The following is a 15,853-nucleotide window of genomic DNA, read 5'->3' as shown; positions in this document are numbered from 1 at the left end:
CACCGTGCAGAGGAAGCGACCCTGGGTGGTCGCCTTCATCGGCATCCTGATCGCACTTTCCGCATTCCTCCTGCAACCGGCGGCCCCCGCGTCGGCCGACACGACCGACGATGGCCAAGAGGTCACCGACTTCTACTTCGCCGGTGTCATCACCAACGGTGATACCCCCGTCGAGGGCGTGGTGATGACCATCGACGGCAACGGTTTCGACGCGGAGACCGAGACGGACGCCGAGGGCAAGTGGCGTCTGTACGTCCCCGAGAAGGACACCTATACACTCACGGTGGACGAGTCGACCCTCCCGGATGGTGTGATCGTCGACGCGGCGCAGCTCCCCGAGGGCACTCAGCCGATCGCGGGCACCACGGCCTCATTCGAACTCGAATTCGGACTCACCGGCACCAAGATCGTCAACCTGTTCCTGGGCGCAGGAGAGCGTGTCACCGTCTCCTTCATCGATCAGCTGCTGTCGCGGATGGTCGGCGGGCTGAACTTCGGGCTGCTGCTCGGCCTCGCTTCGATGGGTGCCGCGCTCATCTACGGAACGACGCGGCTGTCGAACTTCGCCCACGGCGAGATGGTGACCTGGGGTGCCGTGGTCGCACTGCTGTTCACCTCCGTCTGGCAGTTGCCGCTCTGGCTCGGTATCATCGCCGCAGTGATCGGGGGCGCCGCACTGGGCTGGGCTCTGGATGCCGGATTGTGGAAGCCGCTGCGACGCAAAGGCCTCGGAGTCGTTCAGCTCATGATCGTGAGCATCGGACTCTCGCTCGCCCTGCGCTACGGTCTGCAGTACATCATCGGCGGCAACACGCAGCAATTGCCCGGGGCCAGCCCTGAGCCGATCAGACTCGGGCCTATCTCTCTGTCGTACATCGACATGATCGCCATGGCGACGAGCATCATCGTCATCCTCGGTGTGGCGTTCTTCCTCACGCAGACCCGAACGGGAAAAGCCACTCGGGCGATCTCCGACAACCCGCAGCTCGCTGCGGCATCCGGCATCGACGTCGACAAGGTCATCCGCACGGTATGGATCCTCGCGGGAGTTCTCGCCGCGATCTCCGGCATCCTCTGGGCGTACTTCCGACCCGGCGTCAAATGGGACATGGGTATGCAGATGCTGCTGCTGATGTTCTGCGCGATCACGCTCGGCGGTCTGGGATCGGCGATCGGAGCCCTCATCGGCTCGATCATCGTCGGTATGGCCGTCGAGGTCTCGACCCTGCTCGGCGTCCCGACCGACCTGAAGTATGCGACAGCGCTGGTCGCGCTGATCCTGATCCTGCTTGTGCGACCGCAAGGCATCCTCGGACGAAAAGAAAGGTTGGGCTGACGCATGGACTTCGGCAGCATTTTCGGCAATACGGCCTCCTATCTCTTCAGCCCGACGACGATCGCCTACGCACTCGCGGCAACCGGTCTCGCCGTGCACTTCGGCTACACCGGACTGCTCAACTTCGGTATGGCCGCATTCATGGCGATCGGCGCGTACGGTTACGCGATCTCGATCCTGACGTTCGGCTTCCCCTGGTGGGCGGCACTGCTCGTCGGCCTGCTGGGCGGGGCGGTGTTCGCTCTCGTGCTCGGCATCCCCACGCTGCGTCTGCGTGCCGACTATCTCGCGATCGCGACCATCGCGACCGCCGAGGTGGTTCGTCTGCTGTTCGTGACCGAACTCTTCAAGGACTGGACGAACTCGGCGGGAGGTCTCTCCGGGTACCACCAGAGCTTCCGGGATTCCAACCCCTTCCCCGAGGGAACGTACGGCTTCGGACCATGGACCTACAACGCGACCGACCTCTGGGTACGCGTCGTCGGCCTGATCAGTCTTGCCGTGGCGATCCTGGTCGTGTGGGCACTCATGCGCAGCCCCTGGGGCCGCGTGCTCAAGGGCATCCGTGAGGACGAGGACGCCGTGCGCTCGCTCGGCAAGAACGTCTTCGCGTACAAGATGCAGGCACTCGTGGTCGGTGGTGTGATCGGAGCACTCGGCGGCGTGATCTTCATCCTGCCCTCTGCGGTGATCCCAGGCAGCTACTCCACATCGCTCACGTTCTTCCTCTGGACGATCCTGCTGCTCGGCGGCGCTGCCACGGTGTTCGGTCCTACGCTCGGCGCTGTGCTCTTCTGGGTGGTGTTCGCCTTCCTCGGCGCGCTCCTGCCAGCCATGGCAACCGCCGGATACCTGCCGATGTCCGGAGCGCAGGCTGACGTCGTGCGATACATCGTCATCGGCATCGTGCTCATGCTGATCGTCGTGTTCCGCCCGCAGGGAATCCTCGGAAACAAGAGGGAGATGACCTTTGTCAAGTGATGAAGCCGCGGTCACACCCGCGAAGATCGCGCCACGGGCGAAGACCACCGGTCTCGCGTCCGGGCCTGCCGTCCCAGGCGTCGCGAAGGTGGATCCGATTCTCGTCGCGGATGCCGTGCAACGCCGCTTCGGGGGCCTGACCGCCGTCGACGTCGACCACCTGGAGATTCCGCGCGGTGCGATCACCGCGCTGATCGGTCCGAACGGTGCCGGCAAGACGACCCTGTTCAACCTGCTCTGTGGATTCGACAAGCCGAACAGCGGCACCTGGTCGTTCGATGGCACCAACCTGTCCGGCATTCCGTCGTTCAAGGTCGCTCGGATGGGTCAGGTGCGCACGTTCCAGCTGACGAAGTCGTTGTCGCTGCTCACCGTGATCGAGAACATGAAGCTCGGCGCCACGAACCAACGAGGCGAGGGGTTCTGGGCTGGGCTCTTCCCCTTCCTCTGGCGCAAGCAAGATGCCGAGATCGAGCAGCGTGCGCATGAACTGCTCACCCGGTTCAAGCTCGATGCCAAGGAACAGGACTTCGCAGCATCGCTGTCCGGCGGTCAACGCAAGCTGCTCGAGATGGCGCGTGCGCTCATGAGCGACCCGTCGCTCGTCATGCTCGATGAGCCGATGGCCGGGGTGAACCCCGCGCTGACCCAGTCGCTGCTCGAGCACATCCTCGATCTCAAGGACCTCGGCATGACAGTGCTGTTCGTGGAGCACGACATGCACATGGTCCGTCACATCGCCGACTGGGTCGTGGTCATGGCCGAGGGCCGTGTCGTCGCCGAGGGCCCGCCTGACACCGTGATGGAAGACCCCGCCGTCGTCGACGCCTACCTGGGCGCGCATCAGGACGTCGACCTCGGAGCTGTGACGGGTCGCATCCCCGTGCTCTCGGATGTCGACGCTGTGAAGTTCCGCGAGCAGGTCGAAGCCGAGGTGGAGGCCGAGGAGGCCACCGAAGCCGCCGACACCACCGCACAGGAGGAGAAGGCATGACCGACGAGACACCCGTCCGCAACGAGATCAAGAACGACGATGTCATCGTCGAGTTGAAGGACGTGCACGCCGGATATCTGCCGGGCGTGAACATCCTCAACGGCGCCAATCTCGTCGCCCACAAGGGTGAGTTGATCGGCATTATCGGCCCGAACGGCGCAGGAAAGTCGACGCTGCTGAAGGCGATCTTCGGCATGGTGAACATCCGCGAGGGCGACGTGACCCTCAACGGACAGAGCATCATCGGTCTCAAGGCCGACAAGCTCGTCGCCCGTGGCGTCGGGTTCGTCCCGCAGACGAACAACGTCTTCCCCTCCCTCACCATCGAGGAGAACCTGCAGATGGGGCTCTACCAGAACCCCAAGATCTACTCGCAGCGCCTGGAGTTCGTGAGCAGCATCTTCAGCGAGCTCGGCAGACGGCTGAAGCAGCGGGCAGGGTCGCTCTCGGGCGGCGAGCGCCAGATGGTCGCGATGTCTCGTGCACTGATGATGGACCCCGCCGTGTTGCTGCTCGATGAGCCATCTGCCGGCCTCTCCCCCGTGCGCCAGGACGATGCATTCATCCGCGTCTCCGACATCAACAAGGCGGGCGTCACGACGATCATGGTGGAGCAGAACGCACGACGCTGCCTGCAGATCTGCGACCGCGGCTACGTGCTCGACCAGGGCAAGGACGCTTACGAGGGCACCGGACGCGACCTGCTGAACGACCCGAAGGTCATCGGCCTGTACCTCGGCACGCTCGGCACCGACGCAGCCTGAGACACACAGAAGGGGGATGCCACTCGGCATCCCCCTTCTGTGTGCGGTCCGAGCCATTGTGTGCTGGTCACGCTCGCAGCGGACAGCACGAAGCCCCGGGCGAATTCACCCGGGGCTTCGTGACGTTCTTACTTGATGCGCTTCGTGGTGTTCTGCGCGTCGAACTCGTAGACGCCGATAGCCGCGCCCTTCGGGTCGTTCTGGTCATCGAACGTGATCTCGCCGGAGAGGCCGTCGTAGTCGACCGTGCCCCCGCCGTTGATGATCTCGGCGCAGTCCGCGAACGTGGAGCACTTCTCTCCGTCGCCGCTGCCACCCGAAACCGGGCCCATCTGCTCGGCGATGTCCGCACCCTCGACCGAACCGGCCTGGAGTGCGGAGAGCGCGATGAGGATGACGGCGTCGTAGGCCTCGGCGGAGTAGGTCACGGCGTCGATGGGGTCGTTTCCGTCAGCGGTCCAGACCTCGTTGAGCTGGTCCAGGAAGTCCTGGGGAAGCTCTGCGCCAGCTCGCGTGCCCTTGGATCCTTCGAGGTTCACCGAGACGTCGGTTCCCCAGTCCTTCAGGTTTCCGTCGACGAGGTACAGCGAACCCGTGTCGACGCCTGCGTTGCCGAGCAGCGGCGCGATGGTCGCGAACTGGTCGTAGGAGACGACTGCCACGGCGTCCGGGTTCGCCGCAGCGATCTCAGAGACCTGTGCGTTGAACTGTCCGTCGCCCTGGTTGTACGACGCCTCTGCGACGACAGTGCCGCCGGTGCCCTCGAACGTCGCCTTGATGGCCTCGGCCAGACCGGTGCCGTACGGGTCGTTCTGGTAGATGATGCCGAGCGATTTGTGACCGTCTTCGGCGATCTCGTTGCCGAGGACCTCGCCCTGGAGGTTGTCGCTCGGAGCGGTACGGAAGTACAGCGGGTTGATGCCCGAGAAGTCCGGCGAGGTGTTCGACGGCGACACGGTGAGGATGCCGGCACCGGCGTTGCCGTCGAGGATCAGCTTCGTGACGCTCGAGGAAGCGGCACCGACCATGGCAGTGATGCCCGCGTTCTGCAGGTTCGTGATGGAGGTCTCGTACGCCTTGTTGTCGAGGTCTCCCTCGTCGGCGCTGGTCAGGTCGATCGTCACGCCGGCGTCCGCGTCGTTGATCTGCTGCACCGCGAGCTGAACTCCGGCTTCCATCGGGGCGCCGAGGAACGAGAGCGATCCCGTTGCGGGCAGGAGCGAACCCAGCTTGAGCGTCAGATCGGCGGCGGGCTTGTCTCCACCACCCTCCGAGGCGTTGTCACTCGGCGTGCCGCTACAGCCGGCGACGACCAGTGCGGATGCGCTGAGCAGCGCAATCCCGGCGAAGATCTTCGCGCTGCGCGAACCCTTCAGTGCATTCATTGGTGCTCCCTTGCGTAACTGAGCGTGGATCGTGACCACGGTCGGGTGCTCTAACCATAGGGCGTGGAACCCGCGCGCAGGGGTCGCAAGTATTTCGGTGCGTTAACGATCCGATACCGAGTTCGTGCGCGCGATTTGCACCTCCTTCAGGCGGCGTCGAGATCGACGCCGCCTTGCAATCATCGGTGTGCGGCAAGGTTCTGCGGAGATTGTCCACGGAGGTCTGAATCCTTGGGAACGAAGGCAGCCTCTGAGCTACATTCAAGATTCGTGAGCAATTGGAGGAACGACATGAGCACCATGAACCAGAGCAATCGTCACCGCATCGCCGGCCGCCTCGCAGCAGTGGGCATGGCCATCATGCTCGCCATCTCAGCACCGGTGAGCGCTCAGGCAGACACGTGGTACAAGGTGTACGACCACACCTACCCGACGCTCCAAGAATGCCACCGCTACTACTTCAAAGATGTCGAAATGGGCTACAAGACGTTCTCCTCGTGCAGGAAAACGTCCTCGGGCTGGCGGTACGACTCGAGCAGGCCCTGGTGACGCGGGAGTCCCACCTCATGTCGCGCTCCGGGCGCGCTGAGGCGTTCTGCTGATTCAGGCCGGTTCGACGACCTCGGTTCGGCGTCCTCGACGGGCGGCGAGGAGCAGGTCGACGACGAAGACCGCGATCGCGATCCAGACGATGATGAAGCCGATCCAGCGCTCGGTGGGCATCGGCTCCTGGAGCACCGCCACGCCGATCACGAACTGCATGACGGGCGTCACGAACTGGATCATGCCGATCACCGTCAGGTTGATCCGGCGGGCGCCTGCCGCGAAGAGCAGCAGCGGCACCGCGGTCGCCACACCGGCGAAGGCGAGCAGCACCGCATGCCATGCGCCGTTGCCGCCCATGGTGAGTCCGGCCGGGGTCGTGGCGACCAGGATGAGCTGCACGACCGCGATCGGGATCAGCCAGAACGACTCGAGCGTGAGACCGCTGACGGCGTCGACCGCTGGTCCGATCTTCTTCTTGATGAGGCCGTAGAGACCGAAGGATGCGGTGAGCGAGAGAGCGATCCACGGGAAGGCGCGGTAGGCGACGACGATCACGACCACCGCGATGGTGGCGATGCCGATGGCCGCCCACTGCAGGGAACGGATGCGCTCCTTCAGCACGAACACGCCGAGCAGCACGGTCGTGATCGGGTTGATGAAGTAGCCGAGGCTGGTCTCGACGACGTGACCGGTGAGCGTGCCGATCAGGAAGACCTGCCAGTTCACGTAGATCAGCAGACCGGCGAGCGCCGTCCATCCCAGCAGCTTCGGGCTGCGGATGATCGCGCTCAGCGCTGCCCAACCGCGCATGACCGTGAGCAGCACGAGGCAGAAGACGAAGGAGAGCAGCACGCGCCAGGCGACGACCTCCCACGGTCCGGTCGGCACGAGCAGCAGGAAGTAGAGGGGAAGCACGCCCCACAGCAGATACGCTCCCCCGGCGTATGCGACTCCGGCGGTCTGCGTCGCACGGGTCGTCTCTGGGCTCACCGCACAACCCTATGCCCGGCTCGCGCCCCTCGACGCCACGTGGGCTGGGGCGGAGTCACTTTGGCAGGAAACAGTGGTCGGCTGTCTGTGCGCTTCGGTGGGATGCAGAAGGGCCCGGATGCATGATGCATCCGGGCCCTTCCGAGAACCTGTGATTCGACAGGCTCAAGAACCTGAGATCAGCGAACCACGACCGCCAGGACGTCGCGAGCCGACAGGACGAGGTACTCGTCTGCGCCGAACTTCACCTCGGTGCCGCCGTACTTGCTGTACAGGACACGGTCGCCGACGGCGACGTCGATCGGAACACGGTTGCCGTTGTCGTCGATGCGGCCGGGGCCGACAGCCACGACCTGACCCTCCTGGGGCTTCTCCTTGGCGGTGTCGGGGATGACCAGGCCACTCGCGGTGGTCTGCTCGGCCTCGACCTGCTGGATGACGATGCGGTCCTCGAGCGGCTTGATGGAAACCGACACGGTCTACCTCTTCTTTCTTGACGCTGACACGAAAGACTTGTTCGCACTCTCAACCCGAGAGTGCTAATCCAGTCTATGCCGTCCATTGGCACTCATGCAATGCGAGTGCCAGCCGGTGCGACACGCGCCGTAGTCTGGACGGGTGGAGATGTCCGAGCTGCGAGCCCTGCTGACCCCCGACGGCCTGGCGCTGCTCGACGGGACCGATCCGATCGTGTCGACCGCCGAGGTCGCCGGCGCCGTCTCCCGGCTGCGGGCCGCAGGGCACGCCCCCGAACTCGTCACCGCGGTCGTCGGGCAGTCCACGCTCCGCGCGAGGGCGTCTGCGAAGTTCGGCGGGTTCGCCGCACGGATGCTGTTCACCAGGGCGGGCCTCGAACAGGCCACGCGCCTCGGCGTCGCCGCACGGCACGCGCAGCGCATCCGTCAGGCGGGGATCACGAGCGTGGCCGACCTCGGCTGCGGCATCGGCGGAGACGCCCTCGCGTTCGCCGGCGCAGGACTCGACGTGCTCGCCGTCGACGCCGACGAGGTCACCGCAGCGATCGCCGCCTACAACCTCGCGCCGTTCCTGCACACGGAGGATGGCGAGTCCGGCGCCGTGGTGCAGCACGGGACCGCGGAGGCGACCGACATCAGCGGCTACGACGCCGTCTGGATGGACCCGGCCCGCCGCACCTCGGGTCACAGCGAGACCCGCCGCGTCTCGGCCGACGACTACTCCCCCTCGCTGGACTGGGCGTTCGAGCTCGCGACTCGGGTGCCGACCGGGATCAAGCTCGGCCCCGCGCACGACCGCGACACGCTCCCCGAAGACGCCGAGGCGCAGTGGGTGAGCGCAGACGGCAGCGTCGTCGAGCTCGTGCTCTGGACGGGCGCACTCGCTCGCCCCGGCGTTCGACGCGCGGCGCTGATCATCCGCGGCGAGCGCTCGCACGAGCTTACGGCCGGCGCGGACACCGAGGATGCGCCGGTGCGCGAGCTCGGCGCGTTCCTGCACGAGCCGGACGGCGCCGTGATCCGCGCACGACTGATCGGCGACGTCGCACGCAGCCTGGACGCCGGGATGCTCGACCCGAAGATCGCCTATCTGACCTCGGATGCCGCACTGACGAGCCCCTTCGTGCAGTCGTTCCGGGTGCGCGAGACGATGTCGGCGAACCCGAAGGCGATCAATGCTGTGCTGAAGGCGGCGGACATCGGCACGCTCGAGATCAAGAAGCGCGGCGTCGACATCGACCCTGCCGCCTTCCGCAAGAAGCTCACCCTGCGTGGTTCCCAGTCCGCGACGCTGATCCTCGTCAGAGCCGGCTCGCAGCGTCTGGCGATCCTCGCCGATCGGGTGCCGTCTGCAGTCTGAGCGGAGCACTCAGCCCGTCGGATCGCCGCCGGTTTCGCTGCGATCGTCGTTCTCCGAGTACTCGCTGAAGGTCACACTCGCCGGGGTCGGATCCCGCGTGATCACGAGGTACGGCGTCTGACTGATCGTGTAGGCGACCTGAATCGTCCATGCCTCCGACCCGTCGGCTCCATCGTCGACGAAGACGACGGTGCTGATCCCGTCCTCGATCGCGGTCTCGGTCGGGAGGCACTGCCGCTCGCCGTCGGCCCCGTCGACGACGAGACAGGTCTGCATGCTGTTGTCGGCGTCGCCGTTGATCAGCCACACCGGTTCGTCCCGGAAGGAGCCGATGATCGAGAGGTTCCACGCCGTGCCGTCGGCCGTCAGCTCCTCGGCTCTGGCCCGCTCATCGCCGACGAACTGCTGGAGCCGGACGTCGTCCGACTGCTCCCAGCGCTGAATCGCCACCATCGGCTCACCCGTCGTCGAGAGCAGCAGATACGCGTCGACACCGATGTTGCTCACGATCTCCGACGCCGGATCGGCGACGCCCGGGATCGTCACGCTCGCCGACAGCGAGAACATGCTCGAATCGTCGGACGGCACGCACTGCTGACCGGACTTCTCACCGACATCGAGCACCAGGCACCGCTGCTCGCCGTCGATCTTCGTGCCGTACCAGACCAGGGCTCCCTCAGCATCCTGTCCGACCGCTCGCAGGCTGCCCTCATCGTAGTCGCCGGTGTCGTAGAGCTCGAGACGCCGCTGCTGCTGCTCGGCGGTCAACGCGATCGCCTCACGGTCCTGGCCGAACAGCGCCCACCCCGCCCCGATTCCGATCGCGAGCAGGAGGACGGATGCCGCGGCGGCGAACCGCCACTGCCGTCGCAGCTCACGCATCGCCGTCTTCAGTCGGCTCATCCTCGGCTCGGAACCGGTGGACGTGTCGTCTCCCGAGGCGTCCACGACGGCCGGCCTGCTGTCGGCGAGGCGTGTGCCGGCGTGCGTCGCCTCGCTCGCATCCGGCGTTTCGGCGGCATCCGTGTGGGCGGATCCTGCGGCCGACGTCTCCGCAAGCGGCGTGGACACATCGGCCGCGTCCGAGACGACCGCCGCAGACTCGTCCCGGTGTTCGAGTTCCCGCAGCCGCGCCGCCTCGGCATCCGTCAGGCCGCCATCGCGGCCATAGGCCTTGCGCTGCAGCATCCTGAGCTCGTCGGCGTCACTCCCCTGCGGCATCACCGGTGTCCTCGCTCTTGGTGATGACGAGATTCGCGCCGACACTCGAGGTCCAGTTCCACTCGGCTCGCGTGGTCTCGCTCGTCTGCGGATCGATGTACTCGACCCAGAGATTCTCGGTCAGGCCGTCCTCCCCGCAGTGCGACACGGACTCCGCCAGCGACACCACGTAGATCAGGCACTGCGTCCCGTTCTCCGGATGGAACCCCGTCCAGATCGCGTGTTCGCCGTCGTATCCCACGACGAACACGGTGTTCTCGTTGAACCCCTGAGAGACCAGTCCTTCGGCGAAGCGCTCCTCGTCCTCGTTCGCGTAGACGGGCGCGGTGTCGGCGGTGATGCCGGAGACACTCACCATCACCGCCGGTTCGCCTCCTGGAGAGAGCAGCAGCTGCCCGCTGATCTCTGTCTCCTGCTCACCCTCGAGCACGAGCCTGGCCAACAGCCCGGAGACCCGCACCACCTCGGTGCCTTGGCAGGACACCTCGACCTGCTCGCCGTCACCGATCACGAGACAGGTCTTCTCTCCGGCCATCTTGGTCGCATACCAGAGCACGACGCCGTCCTGCTCTGCGATCGCACGCAGCGACCCCGGATCGTACCCGCCATCGGCGAGTGCGGCCTGCCACTGCTGCTGCTGCGGCGTCAGTTCGACCGCCTCGGCGCTCGATCGGCCGAACAGCAACCACCCGGCACCGAGGCCGACGATCAGGGCGGCCACGGCGGCGATGAGCGCAGGGCGCCAATGAGTCATCAGGGCGGAGCGAAGGGAGCCCGGAGTCGTGTCCGTCGGCGCATCATCAGCCGAGATGTCAGACGTGGATGCAGCTGAAGCAGGTTCCTCGGCGCGCGGCGGAGCCACCAGCGCCTCCGGCACACCGGAGATGAGCACCGGAACCGGAGCGACGCCGCGCGGTGGCTCGACCGGCGCAGTCTCGGCCTGCCGGCGGGAGAGCTCGCGCAGCCTGCCGGCCTCCGCCTCGCTCAGCTCGCCGCCACGTCCGTACGCACGCGCCTGCAGTGCACGCAGTTCGTCCCGCTCCTCGGCGCCGAGCATCGGCCTACCCCAGGACTTCGAACTGCATGGCCGCCCAGATCAGCCAGCCGGCGCTGTACAGGATCGCGCAGAGGCCGAGCACGAGGGCCCACTGGGCGATCGCGCGGCTCTCGACCGGGCGTCGCAGCGACATGATCGCGGCGATCACGGCGACGATCGCGACCGGAATGCCCCAGCCGACGAAGAACGAGGCGCCGAGCGCCACGATCGCAGCGAGCAGCGCCCACGGGGCGAGACGTGTGTCGTCGACCGGTGCGGCGCCGATCGACGGCGTCCACTCCGGCTCGTCGGCCGCATCGATATCGGGACCGGTGGCGACGACGGGCTCGATGCCGACCGGGCCGGTGGGCAGCTTCGAGTATCCGTCGCGTCTGGCACCGGGGAGGCGAGCCGAACCCGCCGGTCGCTCGACCTCGCCGCTCGGCTGATCGATGCTCGTCGGGGTCGCCGAGACGTCGCGTGCGGCAGCATCCGCCGGGCGCTTCGGGTGTTCGGCGGGGTGCGGATCACGCGTCGCGTCGCTCACGTCGCCACCGCCTCCGCGATCTGGATCTCGGTGACGGGAAGCGTCGAGTCCGCACCGAACGCGAGGGTGGACGGGCGGCGCCCAGAGGAGATGAGCTCAGCGGCGAGGGCCGCGATCATCGCGCCGTTGTCGGTGCACAGCGAGAGCGGCGGGATGCGCACGGTCACGCCGGCGGCCTCGGCACGCGCCAGAGCCACCTCGCGCAGTCGACGGTTCGCGATCACGCCGCCGCCGAGCAGCAGCCGGGGCACGCCGAGATCGGCGCAGGCGGCGAGCGCCTTCGTCACGAGCACGTCGACCACGGCCTCGCGGAAGCTCGCTGCGACATCAGCGACCGGCACCTCGACGCCGTCCGCCTCGCAGCGCTCGACCCATCGGGCGACCGCGGTCTTCAGACCCGAGAACGAGAAGTCGTAGCGGTGCTTCGCCAGATCGGATGCGCGCGACAGTCCCCGAGGGAAGCGGATCGCGGTCGGGTCGCCGTCGAGCGCCGCCCGGTCGATCTCCGGGCCGCCGGGATACGGGAGCGACAGGAGTCTGGCGACCTTGTCGAACGCCTCGCCTGCCGCGTCGTCCATGGTCTCGCCGAGCAGCTCGACGTCGGTGGTGAGATCGCGCACGTGCAGGAGGGAGGTGTGCCCGCCCGAGACCAGCAGCGCGATCGTGGGGTACTCCAGTGGCGCGGAGTCCGCCGTGAGGATGTCGGCGGCGATGTGACCCACCAGGTGGTTCACGGCGTACAGCGGCTTGTCGAGCGACACGGCGAGTCCCTTGGCGGCTCCGACACCGACCATGAGCGCCCCCGCGAGACCGGGGCCGCTGGTCACGGCGACGGCATCGAGCTCGTCGAGCCGCACACCGGCCTCGGCCAACGCGGCGTCGATCGAGGGCTGCAGCGCCTCCAGATGTGCGCGCGCGGCGACCTCCGGCACGACACCGCCGTAGCGGGCGTGCTCATCCATGCTCGAGGCGATCGTGTTCGACAGCAGGGTGCGCCCGCGGACGATCCCGATGCCGGTCTCATCGCAGCTCGTCTCGATGCCGAGCACCAGCGGCTCACTCATGCGGTCGCCTCCTTCGCGGGGTCTGCGGTCGCTGCATCCGGTGTCGTCGACGCGCGCTTGCGCAGATCGACGCGCATCACGATCGCATCCACGTCATCCGGCTGATAGTAGTGCGGGCGTCGGCCGATCTCCTCGAACCCCTCGGAGACGTAGAGCCCCTCCGCAGCCGGGTTGTCGGCGCGGACCTCGAGGAACACCTCGCGGGCGCCCCGCTCAGCGGCCGCATCGAGCAGCGCCCGCAGCAGCGCCCGGCCACGACCGCCGCCGCGGTGCTCCGCGGCGAAGGCGATCGTCTGGATGTCTGCGTCCGCACTGCCCAGGAGTGCTCGCACACCGCCGTAGCCGATGATGACGCCGTCGTGCTCGTCGACGAGGTACCGCCCGTGCGGGCTGGCCAGCTCGGACCGCATCGCCTCGGCGCTCCAGGCGTCGGTCGGGAACGAGCGCGTCTCGATCAGCATGATGGCGTCGAGGTCGTCCGAGGTCGCGGGTCGCAGCGTCATAGCCCCACCTTCTTCGGGGCGCCCGGCACCGACACATCGGGGTGCCGCAGGTACAGCGGCTCCTCCCCGGTGAGCGTGCGACCGGCGGCGACGGCTCGTGCACCGACGCGCGCGAGGTCGACAGCCGACAACGTGGTGACGTCGACGCGGTGGATCCCGTCGAGGTGCGCATCGGCATCCGCATGACGGATGAGCGCCGTGTCGACGACGACGTTCGGGATGCCGTCGGCATCCGTCCCGTCGAAGACCGTGATGGCGAACTCCCGACGCCGCGCGTCCGTCACGATCGCGAACCGTCCCGTGATGCCGTCGGTCTCGATCGTGGTCAGCGCGGCCGCGAGATGGCTCGGCACGGAGACGATCGGGATGCCGCGGCCGAGCGCGAAGGCGCGCGCTGCCGCGATGCCGATGCGCAGGCCGGTGAAGGGCCCGGGCCCCATGCCGGCGACGACATGCGTGATCTCGGCGGACCCCGCGTCGGTCAGCACCTGCACCAGCAGATCGCCGATGACCTCGGCGTGTCCGAGCGGATCGGCGGTCCCGGCTTCCGCCCTCGATGCGCCATCGGAGTCGATGGCAGCGATGGCTGTTCCGAGGGAGGTGTCGACGGCGAGGATCACCATCCCAGGGTAGTCGGCGTTCATCACCCGCGATCTGGTCTCAGGCGCCGACGCGTGCGATCGTCACGATGCGCGGGGCATCGGCATCGAGCTCGGAAGCATCGATGTCGTCACCGACGCTGCCCACCGGGCGCTCCAGCTCGATGTCCCACCAGGCGTCGGCGAGCTCTTCGGCCATGCCACGGCCCCACTCGACCACGACCACAGAGCGCGCGAGGTCGAGATCGAGGTCATCGAGTTCGGCGCCGGATCCGAGTCGGTACGCGTCGACATGCACGAGTGGCGCGCGCCCGACGAGCGAGGGGTGGGTGCGGGCGATCACGAAGGTCGGGCTCTGCACGGGGCCGCGAACGCCGAGGCCGTCGGCGAGGCCGCGGGTGAACGTCGTCTTGCCGGCGCCGAGCGGTCCGGTGAGCACCAGCAGGTCTCCGGCTTCGAGCTGCTCGCCGATGCGGAAGCCGAGCTGCTCCATCGCCTCTGCGGTCGCGATCTCCGAGCGACCGAGGAAGGCTGCGTCGATGCTCATGACGCCCGCCGCGGCACGCGTGCTCCGATGCGCGTGACGATCTCGTAGTTGATGGTGCCGGCGGCATCCGCCCAGTCCGTCGCCGACGGGAGGCCGAGCGTCGGGTCACCGAACAGCACGACCTCGTCGCCGATCGAGACCGGGGTGTCGCCGACGTCGACCACGAACTGATCCATCGCGATGCGTCCGACGTTCGTGAAGCGGCGACCGCCGATCGACACCGGCAGCCTGCCCGATGCCTGGCGCGGCACGCCGTCGGCGTATCCCAACGGGACGAGCACGAGCGTCGTGTCGCGCTCGGTGCGGTGGTCGTAACCGTAGGAGACCCCGGTTCCGGCCGGGACGCGGCGGACTGCGGCGACCGCGCTGCGGAGGGTCATCGCCGGGCGCAGCCCGAGCTGGGCCGAACTGCGGTCGTCGAAGGGCGAGAGGCCGTAGATGCCGACGCCGACCCGGACGGCGTCGAGGCGCATCTCTGCGTGCTCGATCGCTGCGGCGGTGGCAGCGATGTGCCGGATCTCCGGGCGGATGCCGAACGACGCGGCAGCGGCGACCCCCTCCTCGAACTTCGAGAGGGCCGCACGGTCGTCGTCGAGCGAGGTGTTCGAGAGGTGGCTGAAGAGTCCGACGACCCGCAGGCGTCCGATGCGCTCGAGACGCGCGGCCTCGGCGAGCACTCGACCCCAGTCGGCGGGGGCGATCCCGTTGCGCGAGAGCCCGGTCTCGAACTTGAGGTGCACCGCCACCGGACGATCGACGCTCGCGACGACGGATGCCGCCTCGAGCTGGTCGAACGAGGAGATCCCGAGCTCGATGTTCTCGGCCGCCGCCTGCTCGAAGCGCTCACCCGGTGCGTGCAGCCACGCCATGATCGGGGCGTGCACGCCCTGTCTGCGCAGCTCGAGCGCCTCGGGGATCTCGGCGACGCCGAGTCTGGTGGCGCCTCCGGCGAGCGCGGCGACGGCCGATGCTGCGGCGCCGTGGCCGTAGGCGTTGGCCTTGACGACGGCGATGACCTCGACACCGGTGAGCCGGCGGAAGTGCCGCACGTTGTCGGCGATCGCATCCATGTCGATGGTGGCTTCGCGGAACGGGACCGTCACAGTGGTGCTCCTTCGGCGACGACGAACGCGGTGGCGAGACCGGCGTCGTGGGACATGGACAGATGCAACGAGGTGATGCCGCGATCGGCCACGACCGCTGCCGTCGAGCCCGACAGCACGAAGATCGGTCGGCCGGATGGCTCGGAAGCGATCTCGATCTCGGTCCAGTGCACGCCGTCAGAGCCGCCGAGCGCCTTGATCAGCGCCTCCTTGGCGGCGTAGCGCGCGGCGAGCGATGCCAGTCGCAGGGCACGCTCGGACGGGGCGAAGAGTCGCTCCAGCAGGCGTGGTGTCCGCTCGAGGGTCCGCTCGAATCGCGGGATGTCCACGAGGTCGATGCCGGTCCCGATGATCACCGGACAAGCCTACTCGGCACCCGCCGACCACCCCTGCCGACCCAC

General features: G+C 67.6%; 18 protein-coding genes. 6 read left to right on the top strand and 12 right to left on the bottom strand.

The features are described from left to right. The first annotated feature begins 37 nt into the window (after positions 1–37). From V7Z82_RS06100 to V7Z82_RS06085, 4 genes are read left to right on the top strand one after another with little or no spacing between them, the layout of a single operon-like run. The gene (locus tag V7Z82_RS06100; protein ID WP_442927595.1) at positions 38–1,336 is read left to right on the top strand and encodes a branched-chain amino acid ABC transporter permease; all 1,299 of its coding nucleotides are present in this window, start codon (positions 38–40) and stop codon (positions 1,334–1,336) included. Between the two features lie 3 nt (positions 1,337–1,339). Then, on the top strand, positions 1,340–2,317 hold the full coding sequence (locus V7Z82_RS06095; RefSeq protein ID WP_334149062.1) for a branched-chain amino acid ABC transporter permease: 978 nt from the start codon (positions 1,340–1,342) through the stop codon (positions 2,315–2,317). Between the two features lie 25 nt (positions 2,318–2,342). Further along, complete coding sequence (locus tag V7Z82_RS06090; RefSeq protein ID WP_334149164.1) at positions 2,343–3,311, top strand: ABC transporter ATP-binding protein; 969 nt, start codon at positions 2,343–2,345, stop codon at positions 3,309–3,311. Further along, positions 3,308–4,075 (top strand): ABC transporter ATP-binding protein, encoded by a 768-nt coding sequence (locus V7Z82_RS06085; protein WP_334149060.1) that lies wholly within the window; start codon positions 3,308–3,310, stop codon positions 4,073–4,075. Before V7Z82_RS06090 ends, V7Z82_RS06085 begins: the two co-directional genes overlap by 4 nt. Before the next feature lie 128 nt (positions 4,076–4,203). Here V7Z82_RS06085 and V7Z82_RS06080 read toward each other — a convergent pair whose 3' ends face one another. Further along, positions 4,204–5,460: an ABC transporter substrate-binding protein gene (locus V7Z82_RS06080; RefSeq protein WP_334149058.1), complete on the bottom strand. Its 1,257-nt coding sequence runs from the start codon at positions 5,458–5,460 to the stop codon at positions 4,204–4,206. 291 nt (positions 5,461–5,751) lie between these two features. Here V7Z82_RS06080 and V7Z82_RS06075 point away from each other — a divergent pair, with 291 nt between their 5' ends. Then, positions 5,752–6,009 (top strand): hypothetical protein, encoded by a 258-nt coding sequence (locus V7Z82_RS06075; RefSeq protein WP_334149056.1) that lies wholly within the window; start codon positions 5,752–5,754, stop codon positions 6,007–6,009. Positions 6,010–6,063: 54 nt separating this feature from the next. On the opposite strand, the gene rarD is transcribed toward V7Z82_RS06075, so the two are convergent. Together rarD and groES are read right to left on the bottom strand one after the other, a co-directional pair. Further along, positions 6,064–6,996 carry an EamA family transporter RarD gene (gene rarD / locus V7Z82_RS06070; RefSeq protein WP_334149054.1) on the bottom strand — a complete coding sequence of 311 codons (933 nt, stop codon included), beginning with the start codon at positions 6,994–6,996 and terminating at the stop codon, positions 6,064–6,066. A 179-nt stretch (positions 6,997–7,175) separates the two neighbouring features. Next, positions 7,176–7,472 (bottom strand): co-chaperone GroES, encoded by a 297-nt coding sequence (gene groES / locus V7Z82_RS06065; RefSeq protein WP_045279293.1) that lies wholly within the window; start codon positions 7,470–7,472, stop codon positions 7,176–7,178. A gap of 142 nt (positions 7,473–7,614) precedes the next feature. Between groES and V7Z82_RS06060 the strand changes: the two genes are divergently transcribed. Next, complete coding sequence (locus V7Z82_RS06060; protein WP_334149052.1) at positions 7,615–8,832, top strand: class I SAM-dependent methyltransferase; 1,218 nt, start codon at positions 7,615–7,617, stop codon at positions 8,830–8,832. Positions 8,833–8,841: 9 nt separating this feature from the next. Here the strand turns inward: V7Z82_RS06060 and V7Z82_RS06055 are convergent, their stop codons facing one another. The 9 genes from V7Z82_RS06055 to V7Z82_RS06015 are packed head-to-tail and all read right to left on the bottom strand — an operon-like array spanning position 8,842 to position 15,808. Next, positions 8,842–10,053: a hypothetical protein gene (locus tag V7Z82_RS06055; protein WP_334149050.1), complete on the bottom strand. Its 1,212-nt coding sequence runs from the start codon at positions 10,051–10,053 to the stop codon at positions 8,842–8,844. Then, positions 10,037–11,110, bottom strand: coding sequence for a hypothetical protein (locus tag V7Z82_RS06050; RefSeq protein WP_334149047.1), 1,074 nt, complete (start codon positions 11,108–11,110; stop codon positions 10,037–10,039). Before V7Z82_RS06050 ends, V7Z82_RS06055 begins: the two co-directional genes overlap by 17 nt. Positions 11,111–11,114: 4 nt before the next feature. Further along, the gene (locus V7Z82_RS06045) at positions 11,115–11,636 is read right to left on the bottom strand and encodes a hypothetical protein (protein WP_334149044.1); all 522 of its coding nucleotides are present in this window, start codon (positions 11,634–11,636) and stop codon (positions 11,115–11,117) included. Next, positions 11,633–12,700 (bottom strand): tRNA (adenosine(37)-N6)-threonylcarbamoyltransferase complex transferase subunit TsaD, encoded by a 1,068-nt coding sequence (tsaD, locus tag V7Z82_RS06040; protein ID WP_334149042.1) that lies wholly within the window; start codon positions 12,698–12,700, stop codon positions 11,633–11,635. The genes V7Z82_RS06045 and tsaD overlap by 4 nt, the downstream gene beginning before the upstream one ends. Continuing rightward, positions 12,697–13,203 carry a ribosomal protein S18-alanine N-acetyltransferase gene (gene rimI, locus V7Z82_RS06035; RefSeq protein WP_334149040.1) on the bottom strand — a complete coding sequence of 169 codons (507 nt, stop codon included), beginning with the start codon at positions 13,201–13,203 and terminating at the stop codon, positions 12,697–12,699. The genes tsaD and rimI overlap by 4 nt, the downstream gene beginning before the upstream one ends. Beyond that, positions 13,200–13,823, bottom strand: coding sequence for a tRNA (adenosine(37)-N6)-threonylcarbamoyltransferase complex dimerization subunit type 1 TsaB (tsaB, locus tag V7Z82_RS06030; RefSeq protein WP_334149162.1), 624 nt, complete (start codon positions 13,821–13,823; stop codon positions 13,200–13,202). The genes rimI and tsaB overlap by 4 nt, the downstream gene beginning before the upstream one ends. Before the next feature lie 40 nt (positions 13,824–13,863). After that, on the bottom strand, positions 13,864–14,349 hold the full coding sequence (gene tsaE, locus V7Z82_RS06025) for a tRNA (adenosine(37)-N6)-threonylcarbamoyltransferase complex ATPase subunit type 1 TsaE (RefSeq protein ID WP_334149038.1): 486 nt from the start codon (positions 14,347–14,349) through the stop codon (positions 13,864–13,866). Next, positions 14,346–15,452: an alanine racemase gene (alr, locus tag V7Z82_RS06020; protein ID WP_334149036.1), complete on the bottom strand. Its 1,107-nt coding sequence runs from the start codon at positions 15,450–15,452 to the stop codon at positions 14,346–14,348. The genes tsaE and alr overlap by 4 nt, the downstream gene beginning before the upstream one ends. Further along, positions 15,449–15,808: a holo-ACP synthase gene (locus V7Z82_RS06015; RefSeq protein WP_334149035.1), complete on the bottom strand. Its 360-nt coding sequence runs from the start codon at positions 15,806–15,808 to the stop codon at positions 15,449–15,451. Before V7Z82_RS06015 ends, alr begins: the two co-directional genes overlap by 4 nt. Positions 15,809–15,853 lie beyond the last annotated feature (45 nt).

This window comes from Microbacterium sp., assembly GCF_036823965.1.
Lineage (GTDB): Bacteria > Actinomycetota > Actinomycetes > Actinomycetales > Microbacteriaceae > Microbacterium.
This window is presented reverse-complemented; position numbering and strand designations above follow the sequence as displayed.

Excerpts from the sequence above, each read along its gene's own strand:
- tsaE (WP_334149038.1), bottom strand. The coding sequence starts at position 14,349 with ATGAGCATCGACGCAGCCTTCCTCGGTCGCTCGGAGATCGCGACCGCA.
- tsaD (WP_334149042.1), bottom strand. The coding sequence starts at position 12,700 with ATGAGTGAGCCGCTGGTGCTCGGCATCGAGACGAGCTGCGATGAGACC.
- V7Z82_RS06055 (WP_334149050.1), bottom strand. The coding sequence starts at position 10,053 with ATGCCGCAGGGGAGTGACGCCGACGAGCTCAGGATGCTGCAGCGCAAG.
- V7Z82_RS06050 (WP_334149047.1), bottom strand. The coding sequence starts at position 11,110 with ATGCTCGGCGCCGAGGAGCGGGACGAACTGCGTGCACTGCAGGCGCGT.
- V7Z82_RS06080 (WP_334149058.1), bottom strand. The coding sequence starts at position 5,460 with ATGAATGCACTGAAGGGTTCGCGCAGCGCGAAGATCTTCGCCGGGATT.
- V7Z82_RS06075 (WP_334149056.1), top strand. The coding sequence starts at position 5,752 with ATGAGCACCATGAACCAGAGCAATCGTCACCGCATCGCCGGCCGCCTC.
- V7Z82_RS06085 (WP_334149060.1), top strand. The coding sequence starts at position 3,308 with ATGACCGACGAGACACCCGTCCGCAACGAGATCAAGAACGACGATGTC.
- rimI (WP_334149040.1), bottom strand. The coding sequence starts at position 13,203 with ATGACGCTGCGACCCGCGACCTCGGACGACCTCGACGCCATCATGCTG.
- V7Z82_RS06095 (WP_334149062.1), top strand. The coding sequence starts at position 1,340 with ATGGACTTCGGCAGCATTTTCGGCAATACGGCCTCCTATCTCTTCAGC.